Below are 12,572 nucleotides of genomic sequence, written 5' to 3' on the forward strand. Positions count from 1 at the left end.
ATCAACTCCTCCTTCCACGATTTGCTGTTTTTGTTTCTTCAGTAACACGGATATTAAATAAGTATCTTATACTTTCCCAATCAAAAGTATTTACCATATCTTGGAACATTTGATAAGCCTCTTTTTTATATTCTACTAAAGGATCATGATGAGCAATAGCTCTCAAACCAATACCTTCCCTCAAAACTTCCATATCATTAAGATGCTCTATCCAGAGTTTATCAATTACATATAAAAGTACTATTCTCTCAATTTCTTTCCAGGTATCTTCTCCAAATTTCATCTTTCTCTCTTCATATTTTTCTTTAATTACCTTCTCTAATTTCTCTTCAATAGTCTCAAAATTATCTTCAGCTATAATCTCTTCCCAATTTGATGGTAAAAATCCGAATACCTCAAGAAACATATTTTTCCAGCTTTCCTTTTCCTGAGAAGACATCTGATTAAAGAATCTTTCTAATACTCTATCTAAAATCTTCTGTACTATTTCTTCCAAATTATCCATCGTTAATATTTTTCTTCTTTCAGAGTAAACTACTTCTCTTTGTTTATTAAGCACATCATCATACTCTAAAAGTTGTTTTCTTATTTCAAAATTTAACTTTTCCACCTTAGCTTGGCTATTTTCTATTAATCTCGTAAGTAAAGGAGATTCAATAGGTTGCCCTTTTTCCATTCCCAATCTATCCATTAAAGCTTTTATCTGATCTCCTCCAAAAAGTCTTAAAAGATCATCTTCCAATGAAACGTAAAACCTCGAAGAACCGGGATCTCCCTGTCTACCTGCACGTCCTCTTAACTGATTATCAATTCTTCTACTTTCATGTCTTTCTGTTCCTATAACATGAAGACCTCCAAGCTCAGCCACTCCTTCCCCTAAAACAATATCTGTCCCTCTTCCTGCCATATTTGTAGCAATAGTTACAGCATATTTCTGGCCTGCTTTAGCAATAATTTCAGCTTCCTTTTCGTGATATTTTGCGTTTAATACATTGTGGGGAATTCCCTTCTTTTTAAGCATTTTACTTAATCTTTCTGACTTCTCTATAGATGTCGTACCTACAAGCACAGGCCTTCCAATTTTGTATAACTCTTCAATTTCCTTTACCACAGCCTCAAATTTTTCTTCTTCTGTTTTAAAAACAAGATCAGGATAATTGGTTCTCCTTAAAGGTTTATTCGGAGGTATAACAACTACCTCTAATCCGTAAATCTTAACAAATTCTTCTTCCTCAGTAGCTGCAGTTCCCGTCATACCAGCTATTTTCTTATACATTCTAAAATAATTTTGTATAGAGATAGTTGCTAAAGTAACATTTTCTTCCCTTATTCTTACACCTTCTTTTGCCTCAATAGCTTGATGCAATCCATCACTATATCTTCTTCCAAACATTAATCTTCCTGTAAATTCGTCAACAATTATCACTTCTCCGTCTTTAACTATATAATCCCTATCTCTATGATAAAAATTAAGAGCCTTTAAACACTGAAGAAGAGCATGAGCTAAATCCATATTTTGAAAATCATATAGGTCCTTTACACCTAAAAATTTTTCTGCCTTTCTCAAACCTTCTTCTGTTAAAGATACTGTTCTTGTTTTCTCATCAGTAGTATAATCTTCATCCTTCTTCAAATATCTTGCAGTTCTAATCGCAAGCTTATATATCCGACTATCTCCCTTAGCTGGACCTGAAATAATAAGAGGAGTTCTTGCCTCATCTATTAGAATACTATCTACTTCATCAATAATCGCATAGTTTAATTCTCTTTGAACTAAATGATCAGCTGATAATGCTATATTATCCCTTAAATAATCAAATCCAAACTCATTATTAGTACCATATGTAATATCTGCCAAATAAGCTTTTTCCCTTTCTAAAATTGGAGTATCATTTTGTAAAAGACCAACTTCCAAACCTAAAAACTCATAAATTGGTCCCATCCAATATCTATCCCTTTTAGCCAAATAATCATTAACTGTTACTATATGTACTCCTTTTCCCTCTAAGGCATTCAAATAGGCAGGAAGAGTTGCTACCAGAGTTTTACCCTCTCCCGTTTGCATTTCAGCTATTTTTCCTTGATGTAGAACAATACCACCCATTAGTTGTACATCAAAGTGTCTCATCCCAAGAGTTCTTTTTGCTACCTCTCTTACTACTGCAAAGGATTCTACTAATAAATCATCAAGGGTAGCACCCCTTTCTAATCTCTGTTTAAACTCTGATGTTTTTCTTTTTAGTTCATCGTCAGATAATTTACTTATCTCAGGTTCTAAAGCGTTAATTTTCTTTACGTATTCTTCTAATCTTTTTAAAGTTCTTGAATTGGAATCAAATAATTTAGATAGTAATCCCATATTATTTACTTATTCTCCTTCGTCCGTAATAATTAATCCATAATTTCCATCTTTTCTTTTATATAAAATAGAAGTTTTATAAGTATCTGCATCTATGAAAACAAAGAAATCATGACCTAAAAGTTCCATTTGCAATATGGCTTCTTCTATATCCATAGGTTTCAATGAAAATCTTTTAACTTTAACAACCTTTTTCTCTCCTTCATCTTCCTCTTTTGTAAACATTTCAGTCAAAGAAGGAGCCCTCTTTTCTCTGTCTATCATTTTTTCTTTATATTTTTTAAGTTGTTTTTCCAATTTATCAATTACCAAATCTATACTACTTCTAAAATCTTGATTGGCCTCTGATGCTCTTATTATCTTTCCATTTGCCCTAATAGTAACTTCTACTCTATGAGCTCGACTACCATCTTTCCAATCTTCTTCCGAAAAGATAACCTCTATATTTTCAATATTATCAAAAAAGCGAGATAGTTTTGAAAGTTTTTTCTCAGCATATTCTTGCAAATTAGGAGAAATAGACACATTTTTACTTGAAAAGTTAATCTGCATAATCCAACCTCCTTGAAAATTTTATAAAAGAGCTCTTACAGCTACAAATACATAAATCTTATCCAAAATTTTTATATTGTTTTTTAAGGTATAAGCACACTCCTTTATTGTAGATCCAGTAGTATAGACGTCATCTACAATCAAAATATTTCCATAATGCAAATATTTTACCTCTTCTACTAAACCAAATGCTCCTTTAACATTTTCCTTCCTTTCCTTTAAACTAAGTGTTTTTTGTGGTTTTACCTCCTTATTTAATGACAAAAGAGAACCATATGGTTTTTTAAGACTTTTACTTAAAAAATACGCTAAATATTCTGATTGGTTATAACCCCTCTCCACAAGTCTTTTATTACTCAATGGTACATAGGTGAGAAAATCAATGTTCCATTTCTTACTTAAGATTTTATCCTTAGCAAGATCTGCTATAAATTTAGCCACATTAGGTTTATTTCTAAATTTGAGGTTCTTAATTACTGTTTCCCACATATCATCATAATATCCTAAAAATTCAAATCCGCTCCATATAGGGCTCTCTTTAGTACAATTATAACAGATTTCTGAAATACCTGTAAGAGGTCTTCCGCAAGATCTACAATATTTATTAGGAATTTTGAATTTACTAAAACATTCTGGACAAACATAACCTAATCCATATCTACCACAAAAAATACATCTTGAGGGAAATATTATATCTAAAATAAAGTCTAAATAATGTCTCATGAATGGTATGGATTAAATTCTTCTGGAAGAGAGGAGCTAAATCCGAAATAATAAAGAAGAATATCTCTTATTCTTTCACTTGCCTTTCCGTCACCATAAGGATTTAGAGCTCTTGCCATTTTATTATACTCGTCTTCATCAATTAATAATTTACTTACCTCTTCCACTATTCTTTTTCTCTCAGTTCCTATTATCTTCACTGTACCTGCCTCAACTGCCTCAGGTCTCTCAGTAACCTCCCTTAAAACTAATACAGGTTTTCCTAAGGATGGAGCCTCCTCTTGAAGACCCCCCGAATCTGTAAGAACTAAGTTGCAATTTGCTATTAGATATACCATTGTTACATAATCAACAGGAGATATAAGAATAGCTCTCCTCTCATTACCTAATATGGAATTTACAGTTTCTCTTATAATAGGATTTGGGTGTACAGGATAAACTATGTAAAGATCTTCAAATTCACTCAAGATTTCTTTTAATGCTAAGGCAACGTTTTCCAAAGGTTTTCCCCAGTTTTCTCTTCTATGAGAAGTAACTAAAATATATTTCCCTTTGGGAACTTCTTCAGGAAGTTTAACCTCAAATTTTTCAAGGTTGTTATATACAAATAAAAGAGCATCAATCACTGTATTACCAGTTACAAAAATATTGTTAGATGGTATATTTTCTTTTAATAAATTTTCTTTTGCTTTCTTTGTTGGAGCAAAATGTAGATCAGAAAGTACACCTGTAAGATGTCTATTCATCTCCTCAGGATACGGTTGATATTTATCATAAGTTCTTAAACCAGCTTCTACATGTCCAATGGATATCTTCTTATAAAAAGCAGCTAAACTGGCTGCAAAGGTTGTAGTCGTATCTCCATGTACCAATACCATATCAGGAGAATCTTTTTGCCATATTACATCTAATCCCTCAAGTACCTTTACGGTTATTTGAGTAAGGGTTTGTTTTTCCTGCATTATATTTAAATCGTAATCAGAATTTAATTTAAAGATTTCCATAACTTGATCTAATAGCTCTCTGTGTTGTGCAGTAAGGATAATCTGAAGTTCAAAAAACTCAACATTCCTTAAGGCATATGCTACAGGAGCCATTTTTATAGCTTCTGGTCTTGTACCAAATACTAATGCAATACGCTTTTTATCCATTAGTTTTCTCCATGTTGTATTTTTTATAATATCCTATTATTTTATAAATAAGTCTCGCTGCTATATAATCTGCATAGTTAAGCCCAGGAATAGGAGAAAATTCTACGAAATCTACTCCTATTACTTTTTTATTTTTAAATATTTCCCTTAAAATACTCAGCACTTCATACCAAGATAATCCACCAGGCTCAGGTGTACCTGTAGCTGGCATTTCAGAAGGATTAAACACATCAAAATCAAAGGTAATATAAACATTTTCATTTTCAATGCTCGTTAATATATCTTCAATCACCATATTAAAATCCTTTGTATGAATTTCAAAATCCCAAAAAACCTTAATATTTGCTTTCTTTTTAATATATTCTCTTTCTCCTTCACTTAAACTTCTTATACCTACCTGAACAATATTAAGCCTCTCTGAAGCTTCTCTCAGTGCACACGCATGACTATCTTCAGTACCTTCATACTCTTCCCTAAGATCTGAATGTGCATCGAAATGAAGAACAGAAAAATTATAACCCATACTTAGATAAGCTCTTAAAATTCCTTTTGTTATCGTATGTTCACCACCTAAAAATATGGGAAATATATTCTTTTCAAGAATATCTTTTACTATCATCTCAATATTTAACAAACTCTTCTTTAAGTCTCCTAAAGGAAGAAAAAAATCAGGAAAAGTAAAGATACCTATTTTAGCAGGTATATCGTCAATCTCTTCATCATATAATTCAATGTTGTAGGAAGCTAACAAAATGGACAGGGGACCCTCACGGGTCCCCTTTTTGTATGTGGTTGTAACTTCCAAAGGAAAAGGAACAATAACAACTCTTGAATTTTCGATAGTAAAAGACGAAAGTCCACCAAAGGAAGGAAGGGGTCTATACTGATCCATTTTTTCCTCTTTTTAAGAGATTGACCGGAAAATCTCTGCCTCTTACCAATATTTCCCAATCAGATCTTTCAGGTAAAAGTTTTTCTTCAAGTATTTCTTTAGCCTTATCAATATTGAAGGTTTTGCACGAAAAGATATCAACACTCGCATAGTTTAAATCTGGCCATGTATGTATTGCAATGTGGCTTTCTGCAATAAGCACCACTCCTGAGATACCCCAATCTAAAGGATCATCCTCGGGTACATATCTCATTACATATGGTGGCATAATCTTTTGCATGCCTATCATATCAGGCAGTTCATCTAAAAGATCATAGATATATTGTACATCTTCCAACTTTTCCTTAGGACACCCATATAAGTCTAAAACTAAATGCGGTCCTAACATCTCTTCTTCCTTTTACCCCTTTCCTCAAAATTTTGTTCAACGCTAAATATAATACAATCAACCCCCTATGTCAATAATTTTTGAAAATTTTTTTGTGAAAATCACATATCTTCTACTTCTAAGGCAATATCTTTCCTATAATACATATTCTCAAAAAAGATATTTTGGATATTTTTATAAACCTTCTCCCTCGCCTCCTTAAAGGATTTACCTAAACCTACCACATTTAATACTCTTCCACCAGAAGTAACCAATTTACCATTCCTAAAGGAAGTTCCTGCATGAAAAATTATTGTCTCTTTTGTCTCCTTTACACTAATTTCTTTACCGACCTCATACTTTTCTGGATATCCTTTAGATGCAAGTACAACACATACAGCTTTTTTTTCGGAATATTCATACTCATTATATGTTTTGATATTTTTACCATCTTTAAGATCCAATAAAGAAAAACCAATAATAGGAAGAATAACCTGAGCCTCTGGGTCTCCAAGTCTAACATTAAATTCTAAAACATATAGTTCGTTTTTAACCAAAATCAATCCTCCATAAAGAAAACCCTCATATTTTAAATTATTCTTTTCAAGTTCAGATAATAATGGCTTAAATATCAATTTTAAAGATTTCTCTATTAAACTACTATCAATCCATGGTACAGGAGCAAAAGAGCCCATACCTCCAGTATTAGGACCAGTGTTTCCTTCTCCCACTCTTTTATAGTCTTGAGCTGGTGGAAGTACATAGATTTCCCCGTCTTTAATAGCTACAATGAGAGAAAATTCTTTACCTTCAAGGAATTTTTCAATCACTACTCTCCTTCCAGCTTCTCCTAAAATACCTTCCTTTAATAACTTACCCAAGACTTCTACAGCCTCATTTTGAGAGTTAACAATAAAAACACCTTTACCAGCAGCCAAACCATCAGCCTTAATTACTAAAGGATAATGCTCCTTTTCCACGAAACTTTTAGCAGATTCAAAATCATCAAATATCTTAAAATCTGCAGTAGGTATTTTTGCTTTCTCCATAATTTTCTTAGCAAAAGCCTTGCTTGCCTCTAGCATTGCTAGATTTTTAATTGGTCCCCATATACTTAAACCCTCCTCTAAAAATCTATCTACAACACCCATAGAAAGAGGCATTTCAGGTCCTACAATAGTCCAATCAATTCTATTTTCTTTAGCAAAACTTACAATTTCATTTATATTTTCAGATTTTATAGGTACGCATTCCGCAAAACTACTGATACCAGCATTCCCAGGAAGAGCATAAATTTTTTTAACCCTTTTATCTTGGGATAATTTCCAACATATAGCATGCTCTCTCCCACCACTTCCAATAACCATCACTTTCATATATTCTCAGCCCCCTTCTTCTTAAATACTACTCTTCTTCCTATTATCTTGTATCCTTCGGTTAGAATTTTTTTGACAGATTCTACTATTAACTTATGTTCTTCCTGCAATATTCTTTCAGCCAAAGTCTCTGGAGTATCATCATCATAGACAGGTACTGCTCTCTGACCTATTATTGGACCTGAATCTATACCCTCATCCACAAAATGAACAGTACATCCGCTTATTTTCACTCCATATTCCCATGCCTTTTTTTGAGCTTCCAATCCTGGAAAGGAGGGAAGAAGAGATGGATGGATATTAATAATTTTCCATGGAAAAGCATCAAGAAGGGTTTTACCTATAATCTTCATATATCCCGCCAATACTACTAAATCTACTTTATATTCAAGAAGAATTTCTCTTATTTTTTCCTCATATTCCCTTTTGGATCTGTAATCTTCTCTTTTTACAACATAAACGGGAATATTCTCCTTTTTTGCCCTCTCAATAGCATAAGCTTCTCTTTTATTACTAATAACAACTACTACCTTCGCTGGATAATCATCTTTTTTTGAAGCATCAATAAGAGCTTGTAAGTTTGAACCCCTACCTGAGACTAGAACTCCAAGTCTTTTCTTTTCCATTCAATTTTTACGCCACCTTTCCCAGATTTTAATGATCCTATAATATAGCTCTTTTCTCCCATAGAATCTAAATCTTCCAATATCTTTTCTTCATTATCAGAAACCACAAGAATTAAGCCAATCCCCATATTGAAAACTCTAAAAGCCTCCTTTATACTTATATTCCCTTTCTTTATAAAAAATTTAAATATCCATGGAATTTCCCAAGAAGATTCAATAATAGCGGTTAAATTATCTGGAATAATTCTTGGTAGATTACCCACAATTCCCCCACCCGTTATATGAGCAATGCCAAGAATATTTTCTCGATATCTCTCTAAGAGAGGCAAAATTTTAGGGGAATATATTTTTGTCGGTCTTAATAACTCCTCTAACAGATTATGTCCGTCTATATCTTTCTTCAAAGATATTTTCTTCTTTTTCAAAATATACCTTATTAAAGAATAACCATTACTATGAAATCCGGAAGATGTGACCCCAATTAAAATATTACCATCCTTCATTTTATCTTTTTTAGGAAGCAAATTATCTTTTTCTACAATTCCAAGTACAAAACCCACCAAATCAATCTCCTTACCCCTATATATACCCGGCATTTCAGCAGTTTCTCCACCAACCAAACTACAATTTGCTTCCTTGCAAGCTAAAGAAATACTCTTCAAAATTTCTTTATAGACATCTGGATCAATTTTTGATCCACCAAAATAATCTAAAAAGGCTAAAGGCTTACCGCCAGAGGTTAGAATATCATTAACATTCATAGCTACTAAATCAAAACCTATACCTGAAAACTTACGATATTTAACTGCAAGACTCAACTTAGTTCCCACTCCGTCAGTACTAAGTAAGAATAAAGGATTCTTAAATAGCTTAAAATCCAATTCTAAAATACTGGAAAAACCGTTCCAATAAGGTAATACATATGCCTGATGGGTAGATTCAATATCCTTTCTAACCTCTTGTAATGCTCTTTCTACCTTAGAAATATTAACACCACTCAGACTATAAGTAATTTTTTTTCTTTTTTTACTATTTTTCTTCCAAAACATTCTCCACAATAACCCCTTTCTGGAAGTATACTAACTAAACCCTCCATACTTAAAAAAGCAACAGAATCAAAACCTAAAAGTCTGGCAATCTCCTCAGGAGAGTAATGATAACTTATTAATTCTTTTGTATTAGGTATATCTACTCCATAATGGCAAGGAGAAATAAGGGGAGGTGAAGAAAGTCTAAGATGTACTTCTTTAGCACCTTCTTCCCTAAATTTCTCAGCAAGGATTTTGGCAGTAGTACCTCTCACCAAAGAATCATCTACCAATACTATTTTTTTTCCTTTAATTAAATCGCTAACAAATAAAAATTTCATTCTTACTGACAATTCTCTTTCCTTTTGCCTTGGCTGTATAAATGTTCTGCCTACATAATGACTTCTCATAAGAAGCATCTGTAGAGGTATACCTGACTCCTCACTATACCCAATAGCAGCAGGAATACCTGAATCAGGAACAGGAACAACCCAATCTGCAGATACAGGAACTTCTTTTGCTAATATTCTTCCCATTTGTTTTCTATAATAATAAACCGTCCTATCATCATAAAGACTATCTGGCCTCGAAAAATATATAAATTCAAACAAGCAAAATCTGGAGGGTCTATCTTGAAATGATCTATAATTAAAAACATTTCCATCTTTACTGAAAAAAACCCATTCACCAGGATTCAATTCTTTAATTTCTATTATAGGTAAATCTTTTAAAGCTGATGTCTCAGATGCAAAAATAACTCCACCATCTTGGAGCCTTCCCATAAAAAGTGGTCTAAATCCTGATGGATCTCTGATTGCATAAACACCTTCGTGGGTTCCAACTATTAGAGAGTAACTTCCTTCAACTTGATTAAGAGCCTCTTCAAGCCTTTCTTGTAAACTTTGCTTTTTTGATTTAGCTGTTAAATGTAATATAACTTCAGTATCTGAATCACTTTGAAATATTATCCCTTCTTTTTCCAAGTTTCTTCTTAAAGAATTAGCATTAGATATATGACCATTATGGGCAAGAGCCATATAACCATACCTAGGAAGATTCACTACAAAGGGCTGAATACTTTGAGGTGATTTCTTACCAGAAGTAGAATATCTAACATGTCCAACAGCAATTTTTCCCTTTAAATTTTTAAGAGATAATTCATCAAAAACTTGAGAAACAAGACCAAAATTCTTATGAACATGATATCCTTCACTGGAAAAAGTTACAATTCCCGCGCTTTCCTGGCCTCTATGTTGTAATTTTAACAATCCTCTATATGCCAAAAAACTTGCATATCTTTCACTAAAAACTATAACTCCTATAACCCCACATTCTTCTCTTAAGGTCATTTGACCTTTCACCTTCTTTCAGAAAAGGGTCTTTATGTCTAATTCAAGAAAAGGTCTAACTATAAATTTATCTGGAATTACTTTACCTATTTTTTGTACATTTAAGTTATATTTCTCTGCATATTTTAAAAACATAGTTTCTTTTTCTCTTGATACCTCCGCAATTAAAATAGAACCTTCACCAAAAAGCATTTTAGCTTTATCTTCTCTTGGGAGATTTACATACAATCCTTTATTTCCCCATATCGATAGTTCTAACAAAGAAGCCAACATTCCCCCCTCACTTACATCATGTAAAGAAAGAATAATTTTTTCCAACCTTATTTCCTCTAAAAAATATTTTAATTTTCTATCCCAAATTAAATCTACATATGGGGGGTCACCTTCTATAACCCCATAAAGATCTTTCATAAATCTTGATCCATCTAAAGTTAATCTTGAAAAATCACCTATCACATATATAGGATTTTCATATTCTTTTAATCCCGGTGTTATTAAATATGAAAGATCCTCAATAATTCCAACCATACCAATAATAGGAGTAGGGAAAATTTTGTTATCACCTTGACCATTATAAAAACTAACATTTCCACTTACTATAGGTATTTCCAATATTCTTGATGCCAAATTAATACCCTTTACTACTTCTTTAAATTGATAGAAAACATCCGGTTCATCGGGATCCCCAAAATTCAATCCATCAGTTATAGCTAATGGTTTGCCACCAACACAAAGAATGTTTCTACAGGCCTCTGCTACAGCATACATAGCCCCTTGTTTAGGATTCAAATAACAATATCTACCATTCCCATCTGTAACTATAGCAATACCCTTATTAGTATTTTTAATTCTCAAAACAGCAGCATCACCAAACCCAGGTGGTAAAACTGTATTTGTTTGCACGGAATAATCATACTGGGTATAGATTTTTTCCTTAGTTTTTATATCTTGAATTAGAATCTCTATATATTTTTCCACATCCTCATTAGTGACTGTTACTACGTTTTCTTTCCTTTCCTTCTTGGGCCCCATTGATGGTGGATCAAATATAAGAGAACCATCCACTAAAAGCTCGGTAGGTAGATCAACAACCTTTACTCCATTAAAATAAGCTATAAACCTTTCTTCTTTAATTACCTCTCCTATAACTTCTGCTTCGAGATCCCATTTTTTAAACACTTCAATAATATCCTTTACTTTATCTGGTCTAACTACAAAAAGCATTCTCTCCTGAGATTCTGATAACAATATTTCTTCTGGTGTCATATTTTCCTCTCTTTGAGGAACCTTATCAAGATAAACTTTTACTCCACTTCTTCCTCTACGTGCAGACTCTGATAAGGCACTCACAAGACCTGCAGCACCTAAATCTTGAATACCTATAACACCATCCTTAGCTGCAGCCTCTAAAGTTGCCTCAATAAGAAGCTTACCCAAGAAGGGATCCCCTACTTGAACTGATGGTTTCTTTTTGTGAGTTTCATCATCAAGCTTCTCTGAAGCAAAACTTGCTCCTTGAAGACCATCCCTACCTGTTCTTGCGCCAACAAGTACTAGAAGATTACCTTCACCTTCAGCTTTTCCTCGATAAGATTTTTGATTTGGAGATAATAATCCTACACACATAACATTTACTAAGGGATTTGATGAATAACATTCATCAAATACTATCTCTCCTCCCACAACAGGTACTCCAATACAATTACCATAAAAACTTATGCCACTTACTACTCCCTCAAAAAGATACTTATTTTTTGGTTTATCAATTGAACCAAATCTTAATGAATCAAGTAGAGCAATAGGCCTTGCTCCAAGAGCCAATATATCCCTTACAATTCCTCCAACTCCTGTAGCAGCTCCTTGAAATGGTTCAACTGCTGAAGGATGATTATGGCTTTCTATCTTGAACACTATTTTATATCCATCTCCTAGATCTACAATCCCTGCATTCTCGCCTGGACCTTGTTCTACCCACTCTGCTTTTGAATAAAAATCCTTTAGATATTTCCTTGAGTGTTTATAACTACAATGTTCAGACCATATTACAGATATAACAGACCATTCTATATCATTTGGCTCTCTACCAAGCAATTCTCTTGCATGTTTTATTTCTTCTTCCTTAAGCCCAAAAATTCCCATGATTACACCC

Annotated in this window: 11 protein-coding genes; all 11 read right to left on the reverse strand. The window is 33.0% G+C overall.

What is annotated here, in order from left to right; all coding sequences use genetic code 11:
* Position 1: 1 nt before the first annotated feature.
* The 11 genes from secA to purL all read right to left on the reverse strand — a co-directional run bounded on the left by secA (position 2) and on the right by purL (position 12,562).
* Entirely contained in the window at positions 2-2,359 is a 2,358-nt protein-coding gene (gene secA, locus ACY3JJ_RS07425) for a preprotein translocase subunit SecA (RefSeq protein ID WP_463091432.1), read from the reverse strand.
* Between the two features lie 9 nt (positions 2,360-2,368).
* A complete protein-coding gene (gene hpf / locus ACY3JJ_RS07430) occupies positions 2,369-2,911 on the reverse strand; it encodes a ribosome hibernation-promoting factor, HPF/YfiA family (RefSeq protein WP_463091433.1) in 543 nt (180 codons plus the stop codon).
* Positions 2,912-2,932: 21 nt separating this feature from the next.
* Entirely contained in the window at positions 2,933-3,634 is a 702-nt protein-coding gene (locus ACY3JJ_RS07435) for a ComF family protein (protein WP_463091434.1), read from the reverse strand.
* Positions 3,631-4,785 (reverse strand): non-hydrolyzing UDP-N-acetylglucosamine 2-epimerase, encoded by a 1,155-nt coding sequence (gene wecB, locus ACY3JJ_RS07440; protein WP_463091435.1) that lies wholly within the window; start codon positions 4,783-4,785, stop codon positions 3,631-3,633. The genes ACY3JJ_RS07435 and wecB overlap by 4 nt, the downstream gene beginning before the upstream one ends.
* On the reverse strand, positions 4,778-5,677 hold the full coding sequence (gene speB / locus ACY3JJ_RS07445) for an agmatinase (RefSeq protein ID WP_463091436.1): 900 nt from the start codon (positions 5,675-5,677) through the stop codon (positions 4,778-4,780). Before speB ends, wecB begins: the two co-directional genes overlap by 8 nt.
* Positions 5,664-6,065: an adenosylmethionine decarboxylase gene (gene speD / locus ACY3JJ_RS07450; RefSeq protein WP_463081822.1), complete on the reverse strand. Its 402-nt coding sequence runs from the start codon at positions 6,063-6,065 to the stop codon at positions 5,664-5,666. The genes speB and speD overlap by 14 nt, the downstream gene beginning before the upstream one ends.
* 101 nt (positions 6,066-6,166) lie before the next feature.
* Positions 6,167-7,420 carry a phosphoribosylamine--glycine ligase gene (gene purD, locus ACY3JJ_RS07455; protein ID WP_463091437.1) on the reverse strand — a complete coding sequence of 418 codons (1,254 nt, stop codon included), beginning with the start codon at positions 7,418-7,420 and terminating at the stop codon, positions 6,167-6,169.
* A complete protein-coding gene (gene purN, locus ACY3JJ_RS07460) occupies positions 7,417-8,046 on the reverse strand; it encodes a phosphoribosylglycinamide formyltransferase (protein ID WP_463091438.1) in 630 nt (209 codons plus the stop codon). The genes purD and purN overlap by 4 nt, the downstream gene beginning before the upstream one ends.
* Positions 8,019-9,095 carry a phosphoribosylformylglycinamidine cyclo-ligase gene (purM, locus tag ACY3JJ_RS07465; protein WP_463091439.1) on the reverse strand — a complete coding sequence of 359 codons (1,077 nt, stop codon included), beginning with the start codon at positions 9,093-9,095 and terminating at the stop codon, positions 8,019-8,021. The genes purN and purM overlap by 28 nt, the downstream gene beginning before the upstream one ends.
* A complete protein-coding gene (purF, locus tag ACY3JJ_RS07470; protein WP_463091440.1) occupies positions 9,044-10,423 on the reverse strand; it encodes an amidophosphoribosyltransferase in 1,380 nt (459 codons plus the stop codon). Before purF ends, purM begins: the two co-directional genes overlap by 52 nt.
* An 18-nt stretch (positions 10,424-10,441) precedes the next feature.
* A complete protein-coding gene (gene purL / locus ACY3JJ_RS07475) occupies positions 10,442-12,562 on the reverse strand; it encodes a phosphoribosylformylglycinamidine synthase subunit PurL (RefSeq protein WP_463091441.1) in 2,121 nt (706 codons plus the stop codon).
* Positions 12,563-12,572: the final 10 nt, after the last annotated feature.

This window comes from Dictyoglomus sp. DH (genome assembly GCF_055181375.1).